The 23,933-nt window shown below is 61.6% G+C and carries 18 protein-coding genes; 12 read left to right on the top strand and 6 right to left on the bottom strand.

The window, feature by feature from the left end; genetic code table 11:
• Nucleotides 1-27 precede the first annotated feature (27 nt).
• The gene (locus tag CAF74_RS12980) at nt 28-2,205 is read right to left on the bottom strand and encodes a malate synthase G (protein WP_085746617.1); all 2,178 of its coding nucleotides are present in this window, start codon (nt 2,203-2,205) and stop codon (nt 28-30) included.
• 454 nt (nt 2,206-2,659) lie between these two features.
• On the opposite strand from CAF74_RS12980, the gene CAF74_RS12975 reads away from it, so the two are divergent.
• Nucleotides 2,660-3,178 carry a glycine cleavage system protein R gene (locus CAF74_RS12975; protein WP_011336250.1) on the top strand — a complete coding sequence of 173 codons (519 nt, stop codon included), beginning with the start codon at nt 2,660-2,662 and terminating at the stop codon, nt 3,176-3,178.
• Between the two features lie 223 nt (nt 3,179-3,401).
• Here the strand turns inward: CAF74_RS12975 and rarD are convergent, their stop codons facing one another.
• The 5 genes from rarD to CAF74_RS12950 form a co-directional block, all read right to left on the bottom strand.
• A complete protein-coding gene (rarD, locus tag CAF74_RS12970) occupies nt 3,402-4,289 on the bottom strand; it encodes an EamA family transporter RarD (RefSeq protein WP_007959831.1) in 888 nt (295 codons plus the stop codon).
• Nucleotides 4,290-4,355: 66 nt separating this feature from the next.
• On the bottom strand, nt 4,356-5,330 hold the full coding sequence (locus CAF74_RS12965; RefSeq protein WP_085609068.1) for a serine/threonine protein kinase: 975 nt from the start codon (nt 5,328-5,330) through the stop codon (nt 4,356-4,358).
• 116 nt (nt 5,331-5,446) lie between these two features.
• Nucleotides 5,447-7,348: a PhoX family phosphatase gene (locus tag CAF74_RS12960; RefSeq protein WP_085746616.1), complete on the bottom strand. Its 1,902-nt coding sequence runs from the start codon at nt 7,346-7,348 to the stop codon at nt 5,447-5,449.
• A gap of 69 nt (nt 7,349-7,417) precedes the next feature.
• Complete coding sequence (locus tag CAF74_RS12955) at nt 7,418-8,182, bottom strand: TOBE domain-containing protein (protein ID WP_085746615.1); 765 nt, start codon at nt 8,180-8,182, stop codon at nt 7,418-7,420.
• Nucleotides 8,183-8,240: 58 nt separating this feature from the next.
• Nucleotides 8,241-8,981, bottom strand: coding sequence for a ComF family protein (locus CAF74_RS12950; RefSeq protein WP_085746614.1), 741 nt, complete (start codon nt 8,979-8,981; stop codon nt 8,241-8,243).
• A 91-nt stretch (nt 8,982-9,072) separates the two neighbouring features.
• On the opposite strand from CAF74_RS12950, the gene bioB reads away from it, so the two are divergent.
• From bioB to CAF74_RS12895, 11 genes are all read left to right on the top strand, one after another.
• A complete protein-coding gene (gene bioB, locus CAF74_RS12945) occupies nt 9,073-10,128 on the top strand; it encodes a biotin synthase BioB (protein WP_085746613.1) in 1,056 nt (351 codons plus the stop codon).
• Between the two features lie 68 nt (nt 10,129-10,196).
• Nucleotides 10,197-11,375, top strand: coding sequence for an 8-amino-7-oxononanoate synthase (gene bioF / locus CAF74_RS12940; protein ID WP_085746612.1), 1,179 nt, complete (start codon nt 10,197-10,199; stop codon nt 11,373-11,375).
• Complete coding sequence (locus CAF74_RS12935) at nt 11,368-12,099, top strand: alpha/beta fold hydrolase (RefSeq protein WP_085746611.1); 732 nt, start codon at nt 11,368-11,370, stop codon at nt 12,097-12,099. Before bioF ends, CAF74_RS12935 begins: the two co-directional genes overlap by 8 nt.
• Entirely contained in the window at nt 12,092-12,898 is an 807-nt protein-coding gene (gene bioC, locus CAF74_RS12930) for a malonyl-ACP O-methyltransferase BioC (protein ID WP_085746610.1), read from the top strand. The genes CAF74_RS12935 and bioC overlap by 8 nt, the downstream gene beginning before the upstream one ends.
• On the top strand, nt 12,895-13,575 hold the full coding sequence (gene bioD, locus CAF74_RS12925) for a dethiobiotin synthase (protein WP_007959854.1): 681 nt from the start codon (nt 12,895-12,897) through the stop codon (nt 13,573-13,575). Before bioC ends, bioD begins: the two co-directional genes overlap by 4 nt.
• Before the next feature lie 106 nt (nt 13,576-13,681).
• Nucleotides 13,682-13,978, top strand: a complete 297-nt coding sequence (locus CAF74_RS12920) for a hypothetical protein (RefSeq protein ID WP_007959856.1) — start codon at nt 13,682-13,684, stop codon at nt 13,976-13,978.
• 274 nt (nt 13,979-14,252) lie between these two features.
• Nucleotides 14,253-16,058, top strand: a complete 1,806-nt coding sequence (locus CAF74_RS12915) for a phenylacyl-CoA dehydrogenase (protein ID WP_085746609.1) — start codon at nt 14,253-14,255, stop codon at nt 16,056-16,058.
• A 261-nt stretch (nt 16,059-16,319) separates the two neighbouring features.
• Nucleotides 16,320-18,434, top strand: a complete 2,115-nt coding sequence (locus CAF74_RS12910) for a cytochrome-c peroxidase (protein WP_085746608.1) — start codon at nt 16,320-16,322, stop codon at nt 18,432-18,434.
• Between the two features lie 210 nt (nt 18,435-18,644).
• Nucleotides 18,645-19,934 carry a GGDEF domain-containing protein gene (locus CAF74_RS12905; protein WP_007959861.1) on the top strand — a complete coding sequence of 430 codons (1,290 nt, stop codon included), beginning with the start codon at nt 18,645-18,647 and terminating at the stop codon, nt 19,932-19,934.
• Between the two features lie 90 nt (nt 19,935-20,024).
• Nucleotides 20,025-21,821, top strand: coding sequence for an acyl-CoA dehydrogenase C-terminal domain-containing protein (locus CAF74_RS12900; protein ID WP_085746607.1), 1,797 nt, complete (start codon nt 20,025-20,027; stop codon nt 21,819-21,821).
• A gap of 184 nt (nt 21,822-22,005) precedes the next feature.
• A complete protein-coding gene (locus CAF74_RS12895; protein WP_011336234.1) occupies nt 22,006-23,784 on the top strand; it encodes an acyl-CoA dehydrogenase C-terminal domain-containing protein in 1,779 nt (592 codons plus the stop codon).
• The last annotated feature ends 149 nt before the right edge of the window (nt 23,785-23,933 follow it).

Genomic DNA, 23,933 nt, shown 5'->3' with positions numbered 1-23,933 from the left:
CTTTTTCATGTCCGGCATCAGCGCGGGTTACAGGCCGTTGGCAGCCTTGAACTCGCGGCGACGACGGTGCAGGACCGGCTCGGTGTAGCCGTTCGGCTGTTTGGTGCCCTCGATCACCAGTTCGACCGCCGCCTGGAAGGCGATGTTGCTGTCGAAGTTCGGGGCCAGCGGACGGTACAGCGGGTCGTTGGCGTTCTGACGGTCCACCACCGGCGCCATGCGCTTGAGGCTTTCCATCACTTGCGCTTCGGTCACCACGCCGTGGCGCAGCCAGTTGGCGATGTGCTGGCTGGAGATACGCAGCGTCGCACGGTCTTCCATCAGGCCGACGTCGTTGATGTCCGGCACCTTCGAGCAACCCACGCCCTGGTCGATCCAGCGCACCACGTAACCGAGAATGCCCTGGGCGTTGTTGTCCAGTTCGTTCTTGATCTGCTCCGGGGTCCAGTTCGGGTTGACCGCCAGCGGGATGGTCAGGATGTCATCGACCGAAGCGCGGGCACGTTTGGCCAGCTCGGCCTGACGGGCGAACACGTCGACCTTGTGGTAGTGCAGCGCGTGCAGCGCAGCGGCGGTCGGCGACGGAACCCAGGCAGTGTTGGCGCCGGCCAGCGGGTGAGCGATTTTCTGTTCGAGCATCGCCGCCATCAGGTCGGGCATCGCCCACATGCCTTTACCGATTTGCGCACGACCTTGCAGGCCGGTGCTCAGACCGATATCGACGTTCCAGTTCTCGTAGGCGCCGATCCACTTCTCGGCCTTCATGTCAGCCTTGCGCACCATCGGGCCGGCTTCCATGGAGGTGTGGATTTCGTCGCCGGTGCGGTCGAGGAAACCGGTGTTGATGAACACCACGCGCTCGCTGGCCGCCTGGATGCAGGCCTTGAGGTTGACCGTGGTACGGCGTTCCTCGTCCATGATCCCGACTTTCAGGGTGTTGCGCTTGAGGCCCAGCACGTCTTCGATGCGACCGAACAGCTCGTTGGTGAACGCCGCTTCTTCCGGGCCGTGCATCTTCGGTTTGACGATGTAGACGGAGCCGGTGCGGGTGTTCTTGCGCGAAGTGTTGCCGTTCAGGTTGTGCATCGCCGCCAGGCAAGTCACCAGACCGTCGAGGATGCCTTCCGGCACTTCGTTGCCGTGCTTGTCGAGGATCGCGTCGATGGTCATCAGGTGACCGACGTTACGCACGAACAACAGCGAGCGGCCGTGCAGGGTCAGTTCGCTGCCGTCGACCTTGGTGTAAGTGCGATCCGGGTTCATGGTACGGGTGAAGGTCTGGCCGCCCTTGGACACGGATTCCGCCAGATCGCCCTTCATCAGGCCGAGCCAGTTGCGGTAGATCACAACCTTGTCGTCGGCATCGACGGCAGCGACGGAGTCTTCGCAGTCCATGATGGTGGTCAGCGCCGCTTCCATCAGGATGTCTTTGACGCCGGCGGCATCGGTCTGGCCAACCGGGGTGCTGGCATCGATCTGGATTTCGAAATGCAGGCCGTTGTTCTTCAGCAGGATCGCGATCGGCGCATTGGCGTCGCCCTGGAAGCCGATCAACTGAGCTTCGTTGCGCAGGCCGCTGGTGCTGCCGCCCTTGAGGGTGACCACCAGTTTGCCGTCAGCGATCTTGTAGCCGGTGGAATCGACGTGGGAGCCGGTCGCCAATGGCGCGGCTTCGTCGAGGAACGCACGGGCGAAGGCGATGACTTTGTCGCCACGCACCTTGTTGTAGCCTTTGCCTTTTTCCGCGCCGCCGGCTTCGCTGATGGCGTCGGTGCCATACAGGGCGTCGTACAGCGAGCCCCAGCGGGCGTTCGAGGCGTTGAGGGCGAAGCGGGCGTTCATCACCGGGACCACGAGTTGCGGGCCGGCGGTACGGGCGATTTCGTCATCGACGTTTTGCGTCGTTGCCTGGAAATCAGCCGCCTCTGGCAGCAGATAACCGATCTCTTGCAGGAAGGCTTTATAGGCCACGGCGTCGTGCGGCTGACCGGCACTGCTCTGGTGCCAGCCATCGATACGAGCCTGGAAGTCATCGCGTTTGGCGAGTAGGGCTTTGTTCTTTGGCGCCAGGTCGTGAATGACCTTGTCGGCACCTTCCCAGAATTTGTCGGCGGTGAGGCCGGTACCGGGAATGGCTTCGTTGTTCACGAAGTCGAACAGGACTTTGGCGACCTGCAGGCCACCGACTTGAACGTGTTCAGTCATTGCTTGCCTCACTCTGCTCAGCTATTTCGCTTTTCAGCTCTTCAATTTAACAATGAAGCCTCTGGCCATTTAAACCACAAACCCCTCGACCAGTACATGCCATCGCTGGCGGCTGGGCTGGGACCAATCAACGGCTTGGGGGCCTTGCTGACGGGGCTTTCAGGGTTGCGAACGTGCCTTGGGCAGACATCGATCCAGCGTTATGTAGTGCGCGCTGCGGCATACTACATGATGAGTTGCGGTTGTGAAAATCAGACTAATTACGTCGTTCTGCGACCCCATGACGCATTGCGGTCACGGCGCGGAACAGGATGTTCTCAAAAAACCAATGGATTGTTCCAGTTAAATATAAAAAGTTGTACACGATTTGTGATTTCGCGCGTCTGAGGCGTCTGTCGAACGCTTGCCTATACTTGCTTTTCTATAACAAAAGTCATGACAAGAGGGCTGCGCCATGGATCACCTCGTACTCACCGTCTTCGCACCGGACAAGCCCGGGCAGGTCGAGCGCATCGCCCAATGCATCGCCGAACACGGCGGCAACTGGCTGGAAAGCCGCATGTCACGCATGGCCGGGCAGTTCGCCGGGATCCTGCGGGTCGGCGTGCCGGCGGAGGCTTACGACGAATTAGTCGATGCCCTACAAGCTTTGTCGGCTCAGGGGATTCGCGTGCTGGTGGCCGAAAGCGGTATCGAGCAGGCCTGTACCTGGAAGCCGATCGCCATGGAGCTGGTGGGCAATGATCGCCCGGGCATCGTGCGTGACATCACCCGGTTGCTGAGCGAGCAGGGCGTAAACCTGGAGCGGCTGGTGACCGAGGTGCGCCCGGCACCGATGAGCAGCGAGCCGCTGTTCCACGCCGAGGCGATTCTGGCGGTGCCGCTGACCCTGTCGCTGGACGTGCTGCAATCGCGCCTGGAAACCCTGGCCGATGACTTGATGGTGGAATTGGTGCTGCGCACCGACCTGTGAAGAGGGATCGGGTTATCCAGTTTAAACGTGCACCTGCCTGTGGATAACCTGTAGAGACTGACCGCCAGGCCACGTCCGCCGTGGCTTGGCGAAGATTGATCAAAAAAACGCCAGCATTCAGTGACTTGCGCACAAACGGCGGGGATCACGCTGTGGATAACCTTGGGAAGGAACGATACAGGCCACGAGAACCGTGGCCTGTGGAGGTTTGTGCGTTTTTTGATCAGCTGCGCCGGCGCAGGCTCAGCCAAGCATCGACGCTGTAGACCGCCAGACCGGCCCAGATAAACATGAAGGCGATCAGCGTGCTGGACGACAAGTGCTCGCCGAACAGCAACACGGCTTGCAGCAGCACCAAAGTAGGCGCCAGGTATTGCAGGAAACCGAGGGTGGTGTAGGGCAGATGCCGCGCCGCCGCGTTGAAGCAGACCAGCGGCACCAGCGTCACCGGACCGGCCGCCACCAGCCACCAGGCTTCGGAAGTGGTCCAGAACTCGGCCTGGGCACTGGTTGCGGTCGGATTGAACAACAGCCACGCGAGAGCGATCGGCACCAGCATCCAGGTCTCCACCACCAGCCCCGGCAACGCCTTGACCGGCGCCTGCTTGCGGATCAGCCCGTAGAAACCGAAGGTCAGCGCCAGCACCAGCGACACCCACGGCAGGCTGCCGACCTGCCACACCTGCTGCGCCACGCCGACCGCCGCCAGACCGACCGCCAGCCACTGCATGCGCCGCAGGCGTTCGCCGAGGATCAGCATGCCGAGCAGCACGTTCACCAGCGGGTTGATGTAGTAACCGAGGCTCGCTTCCAGCATCCGGCCGTTATTCACCGACCAGACGTAGGTCAGCCAGTTGGCCGCGATCAAGGTGCCGCTGAGCGCAAGAATCGCCAGGCGTTTCGGGTTGTCGCGCAGTTCCTGCCACCAGCCGGGATGCTTCCACACCATCAACAGCAGCGCGCCGAACAGCGCTGACCACAGCACCCGGTGGATGATGATTTCCACCGCCGGCACTTCAGCGATGGCTTTGAAGTAGAGCGGGAACAGTCCCCAGATAATGTAGGCGCTAAGGCCCAGAATGTACCCGCGACGCGGGTTGGCGGCTTGCATGCAGAATCCTTGCTTAGGCAGCTAACAAAGCAGCGATTGTACGGGCAGTTGTATAGACGTGTCGTGTCAGAAAAGCTTCAACGGCTCTTCGTTCAACGCCGACAGTTGCTCACGTAACGCCAGCACCTGATCGCCCCAATACCGCTCGCTGCCGAACCACGGAAAGCTGCGGGGGAACGCCGGATCGTCCCAGCGTCGGGCCAGCCACGCGCTGTAATGCATCAGGCGCAGGGCGCGCAGCGGTTCGATCAGCGCCAGTTCACGCGGGTCGAAGTCATGGAATTCGTTGTAGCCGTCCATCAATTCCGACAACTGTCCCAGACAATCCTGACGATCGCCGGCGAGCATCATCCAGATGTCCTGTACCGCCGGCCCCATGCGGCAGTCGTCGAGGTCGACGATGTGGAACATCTCGTCGCGGCACATCATGTTGCCGGGGTGGCAGTCGCCATGCATGCGGATGTTCTGGTGCGGCGTGTTGGCGTAGACGTCTTCCACACGCTTGAGCAGATCGCGGGCGACAGACTCATAGGCCGGCAGCAGGCTCTTGGGAATGAAGTTGCCTTCCAGCAGGGTGGTCAGCGAGTCATGGCCGAAGTTCTTCACGGCCAACGCTTCGCGGTGCTCGAACGGTTTGGTGCCGCCGACCGCGTGCATGCGCCCGAGCAACTGGCCGAGGCGATACAACTGGTCGAGATTGCCCGGCTCCGGCGCCCGGCCACCACGACGGGGAAACAGGGTGAAACGAAAACCGGCGTGTTCGTGCAGGGTTTCACCGTTGTGGATCAACGGCGCCACCACCGGGATTTCGACGTCGGCCAGTTCGAAGGTGAACTGGTGTTCTTCCAGGATTGCTTCGTTGGTCCAGCGCTGCGGGCGATAGAACTTGGCGATCAGCGGTTCCGAGTCTTCGATGCCGACCTGATAGACGCGGTTTTCATAACTGTTGAGCGCCAGAATGCGCGCGTCGCTCAGGAAGCCGATGCTTTCGACGGCATCGAGCACGAGGTCTGGGGTGAGGGTTTCAAACGGGTGGGCCATGCTGACTCCTGCGCGCAGCAGGCTGCCGCGTCCGGCTCAGCATGGTAGCGCAGACGGGCTGTCTTGAGTGGGATCGTTCCCGCGCAGCGCACGGGAACGATCAGAGCGTCGCCCGATCAGGCGCCGACGATCCCGCCATCCTCACGGGTAATCGCCATCACCGATGACCGCGGCTTGCCGTTCGGCAAATGCTCGGGGAAGGTCGAACCGCCGTTCTCGCCCGGGTGCTGAATCCCGACGAACAGGGTTTTCTGATCCGGCGAGAAACTGATCCCGGTGACTTCACACCCGATCGGCCCGACCATGAACCGGCGAATCTCACCGGTTGCAGGATCGGCGCAGAGCATCTGGTTGTTGCCCATCCCGGCGAAATCACCGGCGTTGCTCGAGTCGCCGTCGGTGAGAATCCACAACCGTCCGGCCTTGTCGAAACCGAGGCCGTCCGGGCTGTTGAACATGTTCTGCGGAGTGATATTCGACGAACCGCCCTTCGGCGTACCGGCGTGGACGCCCGGGTTGCCGGCGACCACGAACAGATCCCAGGCGAAAGTCTTCGACGCGTGATCGTCGCGGTCGGTGCGCCAGCGCAGGATCTGACCGTAGACGTTCTTCTCGCGCGGGTTCGGCCCGCCCACCGGTTGGCCGTCTTCGCCCCGCTTGGCGTTGTTGGTCAGGGTGCAATAAACCTGGCCGTCTTTCGGGCTGACCACGATCCATTCCGGACGGTCCATGCGCGTGGCGCCGACCACACTGGCGGCGAGACGTGCGTGAATCAGCACTTCAGCCTGATCGGCGAAACCGCTGCTGGCGTCGATGCCATTCTTGCCGTGGGTCAGTTCGATCCACTGACCCTGGCCTTTCGGATGATCCGGATTGCCGTCGCCGGCATCGAACTTGGCCACGTACAGCGTGCCGTGATCGAGGATGTCGCGGTTGGCTTTGGCGTTGCGGTGGTTGATCTTGTCGCGGCTGACGAATTTGTAGATGAACTCGCCGCGTTCGTCGTCGCCCATGTACACCACGGCGCGACCGTCGTCGGTCTCGGCCAGTGCGGCGTTTTCATGTTTGAAGCGGCCCAGCGCGGTGCGTTTGACCGGGGTTGATTGCGGGTCGAACGGATCGATTTCCACGACCCAGCCGTGACGGTTGAGTTCGTTCGGGTTCTTCGCCATGTCGAAGCGCGGATCGAACGGATGCCAGTTGATCTCGCGGCTGGCGGCCGACACGCCGTAGCGTTTCTGCGCCGGGTCGAACTGTTGCTGGGCGTTGCTGCTGCCGAAGCAGTCGGTGAAGTTTTCTTCACAAGTCAGATAAGTGCCCCACGGTGTCTTGCCGTTGGCGCAGTTCTGGAAAGTGCCGAGGACTTTTTTGCCGTGCTTGTCGGCGCTGGTTTTCATCAGCTCATGACCGGCGGCCGGGCCGCTGAGGCGGATCGGCGTGTTGCCGTGGATGCGTCGGTTGTAGCGCGAGCCCTGGACGAACTGCCACTGGCCGTTCTTGCGCTGCACTTCGATCACCGACACGCCTTCGCAGGCCAGAGCCTTGCGCACGTCTTCGGCCGATTGCGGCATGCCGCCGTGCGGATAGAGGTAGCGGTAGTTGGTGTATTCGTTGTTGATCGCCATCAACGCACGGTTTTTCTCGCCCGGGAATTCAAACAGGCTCATCCCGTCGTTGTTGTCGCCAAACTGCACTTCCTGCGCAGCCGCTGTGCCGTTGCCGCTCGGGTCGAAGGCCGGGCCGTTCTTTTGCAGCGGCTGGCCCCAGCTGATCAGCACCGACGACTTGTAGCCCTTGGGCAGGCTGATGGTGTCGGTGGTGGCAGCCGGAATGCTGTCGAAGCCGAGCAGACGGCTGTTGCCGGCGCTGACACTGGCGGCCAGTACGCTGCGGCTCAGCAGGTTGCCGCCGAGGAACATCGCCGCGCCGCACAGCGCGCCGGCGCTGATGAAACCGCGACGGCTCAGGCCGACCATTTTTTCCAGGTCTGTGGATTGGTTTTCTTCTAATAGGCTCACATCAGGCTCCCTGCATGGTTTTGGCAGCCACCTTAATGCGGGTCGATGACGCTTTCGTTGCAGCGCTGTTTAGAGCGGTGTTCCGAGCAGCACATTGGACGGGGAAAACTGCACCTGCACCGCTTGCTCGACCGTCAGGCCACGGGTGCGCAAGTCCAGCGGTTCGGCCAGCGCGCACAGGGTCTGGCCATTGGGCAGGGCGATGCGCACTTCGCTCGGGCCGTCCTCGGCGTCGAGAATCGCATCGATCCGACCGCTCAAAAGGTTGTGGCCGACGGCAGGCGTGGCCTCTGGCGCGAGCAGTTCGAGCCAGCCGGCCTTGATCAGCGCCACCACTTCGGTGCCCGGTTGCAGCTCCAGATGCACGGTGCTGTCGTGGGTGATCTGCGCATCGATCGACAGACCTTCGGCGAGTTCGAGGCGGATCAGGTCGTTGCGGCCCTGACCTTCGATCAGCACGACTTTGCCGTGCAGTTGATTGCGCGCGCTGGTCCTGAGCATCAGCCGACCGAGCAGGTCCAGATCGCTGGCGTCCTCGGCCGCTTCCAGCACCTGGGCCTGCAAGGCTTGCAGCTTTTGATAGAGGCGCAGCACCCGCTCGCCCTCGCTCGACAGTTTGGCGCCACCGCCACCCTTGCCGCCGACCGCGCGCTCGACCAGAGGCTTTTGCGCGAGGTTGTTCAGCTCATCGATGGCATCCCACGCCGCCTTGTAACTCAGACCGGCGCTTTTTGCGGCGCGGGTGATCGAACCCTGTTCGGCGATGTGTTGCAGCAAGGCGATGCGCTGCGGACGGCGGACGATGTGCTGGGACAACAGAGAGGGCAGGGACATGGCGGACGCTTTGTGCTGAAAGGTTGAGGGAGGACGTTGGCGGCTCGAGGCGTATCCGTCAAGCCGCGTCGCCGGGTTTTGGCGTGCGGGCCAGGCAGTAAACATCCACCCGCGCGGCGCCGGCGTCCATCAGCAACCGGGCCAGCGCCTGGGCGGTGGCGCCGGTGGTCAGCACGTCGTCGACCAGGGCCAGGTGCCGGCCTTTCACCTGGGCATCGGGGCTCAAGGCGAAGGCGTGACGCAGATTGCGTTTACGCGCCTTGGCGTTCAGGGCCTGCTGGGCGTCGGTATCCTGCACGCGCAAAAGGCTGTGTTCCTCGCAAGGCAGGTCGAGTGACTTGCCCAGCCACTGCGCCAGCATCGCCGCTTGATTGAAGCCGCGCTGGCGCAGGCGTTTTGGTGCGAGCGGCACTGGCAGCAATGCGTCCGGGCGAGGCAGGTCTTCTTCGAAGCGATGTTGCAGGAACTCGCCGAGAACGTCGGCGAGCAAGTGGCCAAGCGGCCATTTGGCGTTGTGCTTGAAGCGGGTGATCAGCGTGTCCACCGGAAAGCTGTAAGTCCATGGCACGGCCACCTGTTCAAAGGCCGGTGGATCGTTCAGGCAGCCCCCACAGGTCAGGCCGCCAGCGGGCAAGGGCAGGGCGCAGGTCAGGCATTGATCGCCCAGCCACGGCAGATCGGTTTCGCAGGCGGTGCAGATCGGGATTTGCGCGTCTGCCGGTTCATCGCACAATAAACAGTTCTGTTTGTTTTTTAACCAGATGTAAACCGGCCTTTCGTAGTGTGGTTGACAGCGCATGACTCTTCCTTAAATATGCCGAACATCCGTGTCGTGCCTGTGGGTATTCCGTTTCCCCAGGCGCCAGCCAAGCATAACCAAGGAAACGCCCATGAGCGCCAGCACCACTGCCACCCTGCGTCACGACTGGACTTTGGCCGAAGTCAAAGCACTCTTCGTTCAGCCATTCAACGACTTGCTGTTCCAGGCGCAGACGGTGCACCGCGCGCATTTCGACGCCAACCGCGTCCAGGTTTCCACCCTGCTGTCGATCAAGACCGGTGCCTGCCCGGAAGATTGCAAATATTGTCCGCAGTCCGGTCACTACAACACCGGGCTGGAAAAAGAAAAGCTGATGGAAGTGCAGAAGGTCCTCGAAGAGGCTGCCCGCGCCAAGGCCATCGGTTCGACCCGTTTCTGCATGGGCGCGGCGTGGAAGCACCCGTCGGCCAAGGACATGCCGTACGTGCTGAAGATGGTCGAAGGCGTGAAGGCCATGGGCCTGGAAACCTGCATGACCCTCGGTCGTCTCGATCAGGATCAGACCGAAGCGCTGGCCAAGGCCGGGCTCGACTACTACAACCACAACCTCGACACCTCGCCGGAGTTCTACGGCAGCATCATCACCACCCGCACCTATGCCGAGCGTCTGCAGACCCTGGCCTACGTGCGCGACGCGGGGATGAAGATCTGCTCCGGCGGCATCCTCGGCATGGGCGAGTCCCTCGATGACCGCGCCAACCTGCTGATCCAGCTGGCCAACCTGCCGGAGCATCCGGAGTCGGTGCCGATCAACATGCTGGTGAAAGTCGCCGGTACGCCGCTGGAAAATGCCGACGACATCGATCCGTTCGACTTCATCCGCATGCTCGCCGTGGCGCGCATCCTCATGCCGCAATCCCACGTGCGCCTGTCTGCCGGCCGCGAAGCGATGAACGAGCAGATGCAGGCCCTGGCGTTCTTCGCCGGCGCCAACTCGATCTTCTACGGCGACAAACTGCTGACCACCGCCAACCCGCAGGCCGACAAGGACATGCAGCTGTTCGCACGTCTGGGCATTCAGCCGGAAGCCCGCGAAGAGCATGCCGACGAAGTGCATCAGGCTGCCATCGAGCAGGCGCTGGTGGAGCAGAAGAGCAGCGAGCAGTTCTACAACGCGGCGGTCTGATCGCCCGTTCTTCTCAGGCGCTGCCTCGGGCGGCGCCTGCTGACTCATTTGCCACCCGTGAGGCTTGCATGTCTTTCGATCTCGCCGCACGCCTTGCTGCCCGTCGTGCCGAAAATCTCTATCGCCAGCGACCGCTGCTTGAAAGCCCACAAGGGCCGCAAGTGGTGGTCGACGGTCAGCCGTTGCTGGCGTTCTGCAACAACGATTACCTGGGCCTGGCCAATCATCCGCAAGTGATCGAAGCCTGGCGCGCCGGTGCGTCGAAGTGGGGCGTCGGTGGCGGTGCCTCGCATCTGGTGATCGGCCACAGCGGCCCGCATCACGCACTGGAAGAAGCCTTGGCCGACCTCACCGGGCGGCCCCGCGCGCTGTTGTTTACCACCGGTTACATGGCCAACCTTGGCGCGGTCACCGCATTGGTCGGGCAGGGCGATACGGTGCTGGAAGACCGGCTCAACCATGCGTCTTTGCTGGATGCCGGATTGTTGTCCGGCGCGCGCTTCAATCGTTATCTGCACAACGACGCCGACAGCCTCGCCAAGCGTCTGGAGAAAGCCACCGGCAATACGCTGGTGGTTACTGACGGCGTGTTCAGCATGGACGGCGACCTCGCCGATCTGCCGGCGCTGGCCCGGGAAACCAAGGCCAAAGGTGCGTGGCTGATGGTTGACGACGCTCACGGTTTCGGTCCGCTGGGGACAAACGGTGGCGGAATCGTCGAGCATTTCGGTTTGAGCCAGGAAGACGTGCCGGTGCTGGTCGGCACGCTCGGCAAAGCGTTCGGTACGGCTGGCGCCTTTGTGGCCGGCAGTGAAGAGCTGATCGAAAGCCTGATCCAGTTTGCCCGCCCATACATCTACACCACCAGCCAACCGCCGGCCCTGGCCTGCGCAACCTTGAAAAGTCTGGAGCTGCTGCGCAGCGAGCACTGGCGTCGAGAGCATCTGCAAACGCTGATCCGCCAGTTCCGCTATGGCGCCGAGCAGATAGGTCTGGAACTGATGGACAGCTTCACGCCGATTCAGCCGATCCTGATCGGCGATGCCGGTCGCGCTGTGCGTCTGTCGCAGATGCTGCGCGAGCGTGGGCTGATGGTCACCGCGATCCGTCCGCCGACCGTGCCTGCCGGCAGCGCGCGGTTGCGGGTGACGCTGACCGCCGCCCACAGCGAGGCGCAGGTGCAGCTATTGTTAGAAGGACTGGCCGATTGCTTTGCTCAACTCAAATCGGAGCCAAGCCATGCGTGATCGCCTGATTCTGCTACCGGGTTGGGGGCTCGGCGTTTCGCCGCTGGAGCCGCTGGTCGCTGCGTTGCGCGGACTCGACGAACACCTGCAGGTCGACATTGAGCCGCTGCCGGAGCTGGACTCCAGCGATCTGCAAGACTGGCTCGACGAGCTCGATGAGCGCATCTCCGAAGATACCTGGCTCGGTGGCTGGTCACTGGGAGGCATGCTCGCGTCCGAGCTGGCGGCGCGGCGTGGCGAACATTGCTGCGGCTTGCTGACCCTGGCGAGCAATCCTTCGTTTGTCGCTCATGAACAGTGGCCGAGCGCGATGCCCGGCGAGACCTTCGATGCGTTTCTGGCCGGCTGCAGCGTCGATCCGCGCACGACCCTCAAGCGATTCTCTCTGCTGTGCGCCCAGGGCGCGCAAGACGCGCGCGGCTTGTCGCGGCTGTTGCTCGGCGGCGCGCCGAATACCTCGCCGGCCGCGTTGATGGCGGGACTTGAACTGTTGGCCCAGATCGATACGCGCGATGCCTTGCAGGCGTTTCGTGGTCCGCAATTGCATCTGTTTGGCGGGCTGGACGGGTTGGTGCCGGCGGAGGCCGCGGGCGAGCTGTTCGCGTTGCTGGCAGATGTCGAGGTCGGTCTGATCGAGCAGGCCAGCCATGCGTTTCTTCTGGAAGATCCCCACGGTGTGGCCGGTGCGATCCAGGCGTTTTTAAGTGAGTGCGGTGATGACTGATTTGTCTGTTGCGGCGTTGCCCGGCGGCTTGCCTGACAAGCGCCAGGTCGCGGCTTCTTTTTCTCGCGCAGCGGCCAGCTATGACAGCGTCGCCGAGTTGCAGCGCGATGTCGGTGCGCAGTTGATGAATCGCTTGCCGGTGGATTTTCGGCCGGCACGCTGGCTGGATCTGGGCTGCGGCACCGGGTATTTCACTCGGGCACTGGCCGAGCGATTTGGTGAGGGGCTGGCGCTGGATATCGCGGAGGGCATGCTCAATCACGCGCGGCCGTTGGGCGGGGCCACGCACTTCATTGCTGGCGATGCCGAACGTTTACCGTTGCAGGATTCTACGTGTGATCTGATCTTCTCCAGCCTCGCCGTGCAGTGGTGCGCGGACTTCGAAGCTGTGCTCGGCGAAGCGTTTCGGGTGCTGAAACCGGGGGGGATTTTCGCGTTTGCTAGTCTTTGTGCAGGGACGCTGTACGAATTGCGCGACAGCTGGCGTCAGGTCGATGGTCTGGTGCACGTCAACCGTTTCCGCGAGTTCGCCCGCTACGAGCAATTGTGCTCGGCCAGTGGTTTGCGCAGTGTTTGTCTGGAGAACCGGCCGCATGTGCTGCATTACCCGGATGTGCGCAGCCTGACCCATGAACTCAAGGCCTTGGGTGCGCATAACCTGAACCCCGGCCGGCCGGGCGGATTGACCGGTCGGGCGCGGATTGTGGGGCTGGTCGAAGCCTATGAGCAGTTCCGTCAGCCGCAGGGCTTGCCGGCGACTTATCAGGTGGTCTACGCCGTGTTGGAGAAACCCTTATGAGCGCAGCCTATTTCATCACCGGAACCGACACTGACGTTGGCAAGACCACCGTCGCCGCCGGGTTGCTGCACGCTGCGCGGTCGGCGGGGCTGAGTACGGCGGCGGGCAAACCGGTGGCGTCCGGTTGTGTGGTGACGCCCAGAGGTTTGCGCAATTCCGATGCGCTGGCGTTGCAGGCCGAATGCTCGTTGCCGCTGACGTATCAACAGGTCAATCCGGTGGCGTTCGAGCCGGCGATCGCGCCGCATCTGGCAGCGCGCGAGGCGGGTGTGGCACTGACCGTGCAATCGTTGCTGGCGCCGATGCGCGAGATTCTGGCCATGAATGCCGACTTCACGCTGATCGAAGGCGCGGGCGGCTGGCGGGTGCCGTTGGCGGATCAGGACAATCTGTCGGATCTGGCGATTGCGCTGAAGCTGCCTGTGATTCTGGTGGTCGGCGTGCGTCTGGGTTGCATCAGCCATGCGTTGCTGACGGCCGAGGCGATTGCCCGGGACGGGCTGCAACTGGCGGGATGGGTGGCGAATATCATTGATCCGAAGACGTCGCGGCTGGAGGAAAACCTGGCGACACTGGCCGAGCGGATTCCGGCGCCGTGCCTGGGGCGGGTGCCGAAACTCAAGGCGGTCAGCGCCGAAGCGGTCGCCGATCACTTGCAACTGGATCTGCTCGACTGATTTTGGCTATGACAAGGCACTGTGCCATTAGTGTTTTTGACGGGTGTTTTTCTGACGCCTCTGGTTCAATGGCACCCATTGATCCTTCCCAAGGATGAGAGCTCCCATGGAAATCTCCGGAAACACAGCTTTTTATGCAGGTCTGAGTACCATTCAGACCGGGCAGAACCGCGTCGATCAGGCCGCCAGCCAGATTGCCAGCAGCACCATCGAGCGTTCGGTCACCAGCCAATCTTCGGAAGTACAGGTCGATCGTCTGCGTTCCGTGGATCGCGCCCAGCAATCGGATCTGGCAAGCAACATGGTCGAGATGGCTCAAGGCAAGTTTCAGGCGGAACTGGGCGTGAAAGTCGCCAAGGCTTCCGATGAAATGCTCGGTACGATCATCGATACCTTCGCCTGATTTTTTGATCTGCGCTTTGCCAGACGCCGCGACTGTTCGCGGCGTTTTTCGTTGTAAGTCCTTCTCCCTCAACTAATCTTTTTTCAGTGCACATGGCTCGGTCGGGCGCATGTCGTGTTGCTGTGTCCGGCGTTCGGAAAATGTGATGACGAATGGCAAAAGAACGACGCTTGACAAGATTTCGGCGTAAACGTATGTTTCAAACAACTGTTTGACCGTCACAACAAATCAACGCGGTCGTTCATTCCCGGTTACATCAGCAGAGGTTATCGCTATGCCTGACTACAAGGCCCCCTTGCGTGATATTCGCTTCGTTCGTGACGAACTGCTCGGCTACGAAGCGCACTATCAGAGCCTTCCAGCGTGCGCAGACGCAACGCCGGACATGGTTGACGCCATTCTCGAAGAGGGCGCCAAGTTTTGTGAGCAGGTGCTGGCACCGCTGAACCGCGTGGGTGACACCGAAGGCTGCACCTGGAGCGAGTCCGGCGTGAAAACCCCGACCGGCTTCAAAGAGGCCTACAAGCAATTCGTGGAAGGCGGCTGGCCAAGCCTGGCCCATGACGTCGAGCACGGCGGTCAAGGCCTGCCTGAGTCGCTGGGTCTGGCAGTCAGCGAGATGGTCGGCGAAGCCAACTGGTCCTGGGGCATGTACCCAGGCCTGTCGCACGGCGCGATGAACACCATCTCCGAGCACGGCACCCCAGAACAGCAAGAAGCCTATCTGACCAAACTGGTCTCCGGTGAGTGGACCGGCACCATGTGCCTGACCGAGCCGCACTGCGGCACCGACCTGGGCATGCTGCGCACCAAGGCCGAACCTCAGGCCGACGGTTCCTACAAAGTTTCCGGCACCAAGATCTTCATCTCGGCCGGTGAACACGACATGGCCGACAACATCGTCCACATCGTGCTGGCCCGCCTGCCGGACGCACCGGCCGGCACCAAAGGCATTTCCCTGTTCATCGTTCCGAAGTTCATGCCAAACGCTGACGGTACTGTTGGTGCACGCAACGCCGTGACCTGCGGTTCGATCGAACACAAGATGGGCATCCACGGCAACGCGACCTGCGTGATGAACTTCGACGGCGCGACCGGTTTCCTGATCGGCCCGGCGAACAAAGGCCTGAACTGCATGTTCACCTTCATGAACACCGCACGTCTGGGTACCGCGCTGCAAGGTCTGGCCCACGCCGAAATCGGCTTCCAGGGCGGCCTGAAGTACGCTCGCGATCGCCTGCAAATGCGTTCCCTGACTGGCCCGAAAGCGCCGGACAAGGCCGCTGACCCGATCATCGTTCACCCAGACGTACGCCGCATGCTGTTGACCATGAAAGCATTCGCCGAAGGCAACCGTGCGATGGTGTACTTCACCGCCAAGCAGGTCGACATCGTCAAATACGGCGTGGACGAAGAAGAGAAGAAGAAAGCCGACGCACTGCTGGCCTTCATGACTCCGATCGCCAAAGCGTTCATGACCGAAGTCGGTTTCGAATCCGCCAACCACGGCGTACAGATCTACGGCGGCCACGGCTTCATCGCCGAGTGGGGCATGGAGCAGAACGTTCGCGACAGCCGCATCTCGATGCTGTACGAAGGCACCACCGGTATCCAGGCACTCGACCTGCTGGGCCGTAAAGTGCTGATGACTCAAGGCGAGGCTCTGAAAGGCTTCACCAAGATCGTCCACAAGTTCTGCCAGAACAACGAAGGCAACGAAGCCGTCAAAGAATTCGTCGCACCGTTGGCTGCACTGAACAAAGAGTGGGGCGAACTGACCATGAAGGTCGGTATGGCCGCCATGAAAGATCGCGAAGAAGTCGGCGCGGCCTCCGTGGACTACCTGATGTACTCCGGTTACGCCTGCCTGGCCTACTTCTGGGCTGACATGGCGCGTCTGGCTGCCGAAAAACTGGCTGCCGGCACCACCGACGAGGCGTTCTACACCGCCAAGCTGCAAACCGCGCGCTTCTACTTCCAGCGCATCCTGCCGCGTACCCGTACGCACGTGGCCACCATGCTGTCGGGCGCCAACAACCTGATGGACATGAAAGAAGAAGACTTCGCACTGGGCTACTAAGCCTTAACGCAGTCTTTCAAAAAAACCGCTGCTCTTCGGGGGCAGCGGTTTTTTTTGTGCCCGGATTTCCCCAATCCCGGGGCTGATTCCCCAGCATTGATGAGGGCGCTGCTCAGCCGACCCCTTGCGGTTATTGATTCAAAATGTTTCCAGAAGAGTGGCCAATTAATTGCACTGCCCGATTTACCGGTGCTAACCAGAACTGCCTGCTCAAAGAAGCAAGACGCCCGGCACTTAACAACAACAGTCAGGGTGAAGCCTATGAACATCAGTCGACTCGCTCGTTTGACCTTCTGGTTACCTGTTGCGCTATCAGTCCAAAGCGCATGGGCCGCCGACCCCGCCGAAGTCGATCCTCCCGTGCCGGAGGTTCCCTCGCTGCAATCGTTGCGCGGGATGGTGCCCCCCGATCCGTCCGGGACAGAAGGAGGTCGAAAGGTCGACTTGATGACCGACTACGTGCTCAATCGCCAGGCTGCGATTTTGCTGGGCAAGGCGTTGTTCTGGGACATGGAGATCGGCAGCGACGGCTCCACGGCATGCGCTTCCTGCCACTACCACGCCGGCGTCGACCACCGCATCACCAACCAGCTCAACCCCGGCCAGGCCCATACCAACGCCAATGTCGCGTCGATCTTCAACAAGCCGTTTGTAGCCTCGGACATTCCCGGTGATGTGGCGTCCTACGCGACGTTGTCCGGAGGCAAGGGCGGCCCGAACTACACGCTGAAGAAAACTGACTTCCCGACCCACGTGCTGAGCAATCCGCTGGAGCGCAACTCGCCCATCGTGTACTCGACGGACGATGTGGTCGGCTCGCAAGGCGTGTTCGACGCCAACTTCGTCAAACCCAATCAGGCGCGTTTCGACAAATGTACTCAGCAGCCGGACGGTATTTTCCAGGTCGGTGGCATCAACGTGCGTCGCAGCACCGGGCGCAACGCGCCGTCGGTAATCAATGCCGCGTTCAACGTGCGCAACTTCTGGGACGGTCGGGCCAATAACGTCTTCAACGGTTTCTCGCCGTTCGGCAATCGCGATCCGGATGCCGGGATCTACGTGACCAGCGAACGCAGCACGGTTGCGACCAAAGTGCGGCTGGCGCTCAACGACGCCTCTGCCGCCTCGCAAGCCGTCGGCCCGCCCGGCAGCCCGGTGGAAATGTCCTGCGGTGGCCGTACCTTTGCCGACATCGGTCGCAGGATGCTCGACACGTTGATGCTCAAGCAGCAACGAATTTCGTCTACCGACTCGGTGCTGGCTCCGGTATCCGGCGCGCGGCGGCCGACCTATCGCGAGCTGATCAAGAACGCCTTCCAGCCTAGGCTGTGGAACGCCACGCAAAACGTTCTGGTGGGCGGTGCGCCGTACACCCAGATGGAGGCCAACTTCCCGCTGTTCTTCGGCCTGGCGATCCAGATGTATGAGGCCACGCTGGTGTCCGATCAGGCGCCGATCGATGCCTACCTGCAGGGCGATCACACCGCGATGAACGCGCAACAGGTCGAGGGCATGAACCTGTTTCTCGGCAAGGGCAAATGCGTCAATTGCCACGGCGGGCCGGAGCTGACCAACGCCGCCAGCCGCCTGCTGATGCATCCGCGCGAACGCATCGAACGGATGGTGATGGCCGACAACCTGACCACTCTTTACGACAACGGCTTCTACAACACCGGTGTGCGCCCGACCTCGGAAGACCTGGCCCTCGGCGGCGCGGATGCCTGGGGCAATCCATGGTCGTTCACCCGGCAGTACAACAGTGTGTTGCAGGGCGGCCGGTCGGTGGATCCGCTGGACGTCGATGTCTGCACGTTTGAGGCACCGTTGAGTGCGGCGATTCCGTGCGATGCCACGCTCAAACCGAATGTCGGTTTCCGCGACTCGGTCGATGGCGCGTTCAAGACGCCGACCCTGCGCAACATCGCCCTGACCGGCCCGTATTTCCACAACGGCAGCCGCTCGACGCTTAAACAGGTGATGGAGTTCTACAACCGTGGCGGTGACCGGCGCGGCGAAGACGCCAACAACACCAGCGGTTTCGAGCATCCGGCGGTGAACCAGCACAACACTTCCAACCTCGATCCGGACATGACGGCGCTGAACCTGACGCCTGCCGAAATCGATGCCGTGGTGAAATTCATGGAAGTCGGCCTGACCGATCCGCGCGTGGCCTGGGAACGCGCACCGTTCGATCATCCATCGCTGGTGATCCCGCAGGGCCATATCGGCGACGAGAATGCCGTGACCCAGCGCCCGGCCAGTCCGAAAGTCACGACCCGTCAGGCGATGGACGCATCGCTCAATCTCAAGCCTTACGGTGCTGAAGGCCGGCCGGCGGCAGAGGGGCCATTACAGCCGTTCTACAACGATCTCTGAGCATAAAAACATACCATGGCCATCAAGAATGATGGCCATGGTGGCCGTCTTGCGGCCATTGCGTAAAAAACCTGACTAGGTCCCTCAGCAACCGCCGATTTCGGCCGTTAAAGAGACAGCCTGTGATCTGGATCACATTGTGTGTGCTTAACTGGCCACATTGCAGGCACAATGCCATCTCTTTGCCATGACGGGTCGGAGCTTTTACCCTTGCCGCGTTCTTCCGCTGTACGTTTCAGTCATTTCCTACCTTCACTGCTGTTGTTGCTCGCGGGGTTGGCGGCTGCGTACGTTAAAGACCTCAACGTGTTCTTCACCTCGCTGTTTAACGTGTTGCCGACCTTGGTGCTGCTGTTGGGCGGTTCGTACTGTGCGGTTTACCGACGCCAGCGCGAGCTGTTTCTGATGGTCACGGTGTACATCGCCTACTTCCTGCTCGACACCCAGACCGACTATTACCGTGACAACGGCAAGGTGCGCGAAGATGCGGCCGTGGTGTTCCACTTGGTCTGTCTGTTGCTGCCGTTGCTGTTCGGTCTGTTCGCCGCATGGCAGGAACGCACGCATCTGTTTCAGGACATGGTCGCACGCTTCGCCGTGTTGCTGGCCTTTGGCAGCGTGGCGCTGGGGCTTGAGCAAAGTTACCCGCAGGCGTTGCTCATGTGGCTTTCCGAGATCCGCTGGCCGGCGCTGCACGGCGCGTGGATGAGCCTGATCCAGTTGTCGTATCCGGTGTTCATCTCGGCGTTCCTGCTGCTGGCCTGGCAATACTGGCGCAACCCGCGGCCGCTGCACGCGGCGCAACTGGTGGGGTTGCTCGGGGTGTTCTGGATGCTGCCGAAAACCTTCATCCTGCCGTTCACCCTGAACATCATGTGCAGCCAGGTCATGCTGATGATTGCTGCAGCGGTAGCGCACGAGGCGTATCAAATGGCCTTCCGCGACGAACTTACCGGTTTGCCGGGCCGCCGCGCACTCAACGAGCGCATGCAGCGTCTGGGTCGCAACTATGTGCTGGCGATGAGTGACGTCGATCATTTCAAGAAATTCAACGACACCCACGGCCACGACGTGGGGGATCAGGTGTTGCGTCTGGTCGCCAGCAAGCTGTCCAAAATCAGCGGCGGCGGTAGGGCGTATCGCTACGGTGGCGAGGAATTCGCCCTGGTGTTTGCGGGCAAGACCCTCGAAGAGTGCATGCCGCACCTGGAAGTCATCCGTGAGTCGATTGCGTCCTACAACATTCAGCTGCGAAATCAGGAAAGCCGCCCGCAGGATGATCAGCAGGGCCGTCAGCGTCGCTCGGGGTCGGGCGCGTCCAGCGTGTCGGTCACCGTCAGCATCGGCGTGGCCGAACGCCTGGAACAGCGCACCCCGGAAGAGGTGCTGAAATCCGCCGACCAGGCCCTCTACAGCGCCAAGGGCGCAGGCCGTAACTGCGTGATGGCGTTCGGTCAGAACCGCCGTGGCGCGGTGCGCATGGACAACGCCGCAGGTTGAGTGATGACGGCGCATTCAGCGTCTGGACAGTGATTGTGGGGCAGGGTGGCCGGCAGTAGGTTGAAGCAATCTGCTGAAGGAGAAGCCACCATGCCCGAGTACAAAGCTCCCCTGCGCGACATGCGCTTTCTGATCGACCACGTCTTTGACTTCCACACTCAGTACGCGGCCCTCGGCGCCCACGACGCCAGCCCGGACATGATCAACGCGATCCTCGACGAGGGCGCGAAGTTCTGTGAGAACGTTCTGGCACCGCTCAATCGCAGCGGCGACGAAGAGGGCTGCCATTTCGATAATGGCGTGGTGACAACGCCTACAGGCTTCAAGCAGGCCTTCGCACAATACGTGGAAGGTGGCTGGCACGGTCTGGCGGCAGATCCGGCTTACGGTGGCCAGGGCCTGCCGAGTTCGCTGGGGCTGGTGATCAGCGAAATGGTCGCCTCCAGCAACACCTCGTGGGGCATGTACCCGGGCCTGACCCACGGCGCCATGTCGGCGATCCACGCCCACGGCACCGAAGAACAGAAAAACACCTATCTGCGCAAACTCACGGCGGGCCAGTGGACCGGCACCATGTGCCTGACCGAAGCCCATTGCGGCACCGATCTGGGCATCATCAAGACCCGCGCCGTGCCTCAGGCCGACGGCAGTTATGCAGTGACCGGCAGCAAGATTTTCATCTCCGCCGGCGAGCACGACATGAGTGACAACATCATTCATCTGGTGTTGGCCAAACTGCCGGACGCCCCGGCCGGGACCAAGGGGATTTCGCTGTTCATCGTGCCGAAATTTCTCCCGGACACATCCGGTGAGGCGGGCGAGCGCAACGGCGTTTCCTGCGGTTCGATCGAACACAAGATGGGCATCAAGGCTTCGGCCACCTGTGTGTTGAACTTCGACGACGCCAAAGGCTTCCTGATCGGCGAGCCGAACAAGGGCCTGAACTGCATGTTCACCATGATGAACCACGCGCGCCTCGGCACCGGGATGCAGGGCCTGTGTCTGGGCGAGGCGAGTTTCCAGGGCGCAATCAAATACGCCAACGACCGTCTGCAGATGCGTGCCCTGACTGGTGCCAAAGCTCCGGACAAACCGGCTGACCCGATCATCGTCCACCCGGACGTGCGGCGCATGCTGCTGACCATGAAAGCCTTCAACGAAGGCAACCGCGCGCTGACCTATTTCACCGCGCAGATGCTCGATGTCGCGCACCTGAGCGCGGACGCCCAGGCGCGTCAGGAGGCCGAAGACCTGTTGGCGTTCCTGACCCCGATCTGCAAGGCGTTCATGACCGACACCGGGCTGGAAGTGACCAACCACGGCATGCAGGTGTTCGGTGGCCACGGATTTATCCGCGAGTGGGGCATGGAACAACTGGTTCGCGATTGCCGGATCGCGCCGATCTATGAGGGAACCAACGGCATTCAGGCGCTGGATCTGCTCGGGCGCAAAGTGCTGGGCAGTCAGGGCAAGCTGCTGCGCAACTTCACCAAGATCGTCCACAAATTCTGCGCGGCCAACGCCGGGCATCCGCAACTTGGCGAGTTTGTCGCGCAGCTCGATGGCCTCAATCAGCAGTGGGGCGACCTAACCATGAAGGTCGGTATGGCCGCGATGAAGAACCCGGATGAAGTCGGCGCCGCGTCGTCGGATTACCTGATGTACAGCGGTTACATCGTTCTCGGCTACCTGTGGCTGCGCATGGCGCTGGTTGCCCAGGCGCAGCTGGAGTCGGGCGAGGGGGACGGCGATTTCTGCCAGGGCAAACTGGCGACGTGCGAGTTTTACTTCAAGCGTCTGTTGCCGCGCACCGCGGCGCATCGTTCGGCGATCGAGGCGGGCAGCGATTGCCTGATGAAACTGCCGGCCCAGTTGTTCTCCCTGTAACACGCCACTGTTAAACAAAAGAGCCCGCAGATTGCGGGCTTCTTTATGGTTGATTGTCAGTGACTAAAAATAACAAAACAGTCACCGACTGACCCTATGTGTCGCAAAAGTTGTTGGGTTACACTCCAACTCAACGAAAACACCCTTCCACGAATCACCTGTTTAGATCTTTGCGAGGTTTGCCATGGCTGACTACAAAGCGCCGCTGCGCGATATGCGCTTCGTCCTCAATGAAGTGTTCGAAGTCGCCAAACTCTGGGCCGAACTGCCGGCCCTGGCCGAGACCGTGGACGCGGAAACCGTTGAAGCCATTCTCGAAGAGGCCGGCAAGGTCACCAGCAAAAGCATCGCGCCCCTGAGCCGTGCCGCCGACGAAGAAGGCTGCCACTGGGCCGACGGTGCCGTCACCACGCCGGCCGGTTTCCCACAGGCCTATCAGACTTATGCCGAAGGCGGCTGGGTCGGTGTTGGTGGTGATCCGGCTTACGGCGGCATGGGTATGCCAAAAGCTGTTTCCGCTCAAGTTGAAGAAATGGTCAACTCCGCCAGCCTGTCCTTCGGTCTGTATCCGATGCTGACCGCCGGCGCGTGCCTGTCGATCAATGCCCACGCCAGCGAAGAGCTCAAAGCCGCTTACCTGCCGAACATGTACGCCGGTGTCTGGGCCGGCTCCATGTGCCTGACCGAGCCGCATGCCGGCACCGACCTGGGCATCATCCGTACCAAGGCCGAACCTCAGGCCGACGGCTCCTACAAGGTCAGCGGCACCAAGATCTTCATCACTGGCGGTGAGCACGACCTGACTGAAAACATCATCCACCTGGTGCTGGCCAAACTGCCGGACGCACCGGCTGGGCCGAAGGGCATTTCGCTGTTTCTGGTGCCGAAGTTCATGGTCAATGCCGATGGCAGCCTGGGCGCGCGCAACCCGGCGAACTGCGGTTCGATCGAACACAAGATGGGCATCCAGGCCTCGGCCACCTGTGTGATGAACTTCGACGAAGCGGTGGGTTACCTGGTCGGCGAGCCGAACAAGGGCCTGGCCGCGATGTTCACCATGATGAACTACGAGCGTCTGGGCGTCGGCATTCAGGGCCTGGCCACCGGCGAGCGTTCCTACCAGAACGCCATCGAATACGCCCGCGACCGCCTGCAGAGCCGCTCGCCGACTGGCGCGCAGAACAAGGACAAGGTCGCCGACCCGATCATCGTTCACCCGGACGTGCGTCGCATGTTGCTGACCATGAAAGCCTCGAACGAAGGCGGCCGTGCGTTCTCCACTTACGTGGCGATGCAACTCGATACCGCCAAGTTCAGTGAAGACGCCGCCACCCGCAAACGTGCGGAAGATCTGGTGGCGTTGCTGACGCCAGTGGCCAAGGCGTTCCTGACCGATCTGGGTCTGGAAACCACCGTCCACGGCCAGCAGATCTTCGGCGGCCACGGCTACATCCGCGAGTGGGGTCAGGAACAACTGGTGCGTGATGTGCGCATCACCCAGATCTACGAAGGCACCAACGGCATTCAGGCGTTGGACCTGGTGGGTCGCAAGATCGTCGGCAGCGGCGGCGCGTTCTACAAGCTGTTCGCCGACGAGATCCGCCATTTCACCGCCACCGCCAGTGCCGATCTGGGCGAGTTCACCAAGCCGCTGAATGACGCCGTCGACACCCTCGACGAGCTGACCTCGTGGTTGCTGGACCGGGCGAAAACCAACCCGAACGAAATCGGCGCGGCGTCGGTCGAGTACCTGCAAGTGTTCGGCTACACCGCTTACGCCTACATGTGGGCACTGATGGCCAAGGCATCGCTGGGCAAAGAGGCGCAGGACGATTTCTATGCGAGCAAACTCGGCACGGCTCGGTTCTATTTCGCCCGTCTGCTGCCGCGGATTCACTCGCTGAGCGCGTCGGTCAAGGCCGGCAGCGAGTCGCTGTTCCTGCTGGACGCTGCGCAGTTCTGATGATGTAACGTCATGTAAGCGATCTCTTACATGACGTGCTGCTGTTCTCCCATAGGCGTAGATTGGATCCAGAGCTAATCTACTTTCCATGGACGTCGCGCAGGAAGCGCAAAGCAACAACACGGACACGTAGGATTCTGCCAGGGTGG

It is taken from the genome of Pseudomonas sp. R45(2017) (genome assembly GCF_002112305.1).
In the GTDB taxonomy this organism is placed as follows: domain Bacteria; phylum Pseudomonadota; class Gammaproteobacteria; order Pseudomonadales; family Pseudomonadaceae; genus Aquipseudomonas; species Aquipseudomonas paraglycinae.
The sequence above is the reverse complement of the archived record's forward strand: the minus strand, read 5'-3'. Positions and strand labels throughout refer to the sequence as shown.

Excerpts from the sequence above, each read along its gene's own strand:
- CAF74_RS12980 (WP_085746617.1), bottom strand. The coding sequence starts at position 2,205 with ATGACTGAACACGTTCAAGTCGGTGGCCTGCAGGTCGCCAAAGTCCTG.
- CAF74_RS12975 (WP_011336250.1), top strand. The coding sequence starts at position 2,660 with ATGGATCACCTCGTACTCACCGTCTTCGCACCGGACAAGCCCGGGCAG.
- rarD (WP_007959831.1), bottom strand. The coding sequence starts at position 4,289 with ATGCAAGCCGCCAACCCGCGTCGCGGGTACATTCTGGGCCTTAGCGCC.
- CAF74_RS12965 (WP_085609068.1), bottom strand. The coding sequence starts at position 5,330 with ATGGCCCACCCGTTTGAAACCCTCACCCCAGACCTCGTGCTCGATGCC.
- CAF74_RS12955 (WP_085746615.1), bottom strand. The coding sequence starts at position 8,182 with ATGTCCCTGCCCTCTCTGTTGTCCCAGCACATCGTCCGCCGTCCGCAG.
- CAF74_RS12950 (WP_085746614.1), bottom strand. The coding sequence starts at position 8,981 with ATGCGCTGTCAACCACACTACGAAAGGCCGGTTTACATCTGGTTAAAA.
- bioB (WP_085746613.1), top strand. The coding sequence starts at position 9,073 with ATGAGCGCCAGCACCACTGCCACCCTGCGTCACGACTGGACTTTGGCC.
- bioF (WP_085746612.1), top strand. The coding sequence starts at position 10,197 with ATGTCTTTCGATCTCGCCGCACGCCTTGCTGCCCGTCGTGCCGAAAAT.
- CAF74_RS12935 (WP_085746611.1), top strand. The coding sequence starts at position 11,368 with ATGCGTGATCGCCTGATTCTGCTACCGGGTTGGGGGCTCGGCGTTTCG.
- bioC (WP_085746610.1), top strand. The coding sequence starts at position 12,092 with ATGACTGATTTGTCTGTTGCGGCGTTGCCCGGCGGCTTGCCTGACAAG.
- bioD (WP_007959854.1), top strand. The coding sequence starts at position 12,895 with ATGAGCGCAGCCTATTTCATCACCGGAACCGACACTGACGTTGGCAAG.
- CAF74_RS12920 (WP_007959856.1), top strand. The coding sequence starts at position 13,682 with ATGGAAATCTCCGGAAACACAGCTTTTTATGCAGGTCTGAGTACCATT.
- CAF74_RS12915 (WP_085746609.1), top strand. The coding sequence starts at position 14,253 with ATGCCTGACTACAAGGCCCCCTTGCGTGATATTCGCTTCGTTCGTGAC.
- CAF74_RS12910 (WP_085746608.1), top strand. The coding sequence starts at position 16,320 with ATGAACATCAGTCGACTCGCTCGTTTGACCTTCTGGTTACCTGTTGCG.
- CAF74_RS12900 (WP_085746607.1), top strand. The coding sequence starts at position 20,025 with ATGCCCGAGTACAAAGCTCCCCTGCGCGACATGCGCTTTCTGATCGAC.
- CAF74_RS12895 (WP_011336234.1), top strand. The coding sequence starts at position 22,006 with ATGGCTGACTACAAAGCGCCGCTGCGCGATATGCGCTTCGTCCTCAAT.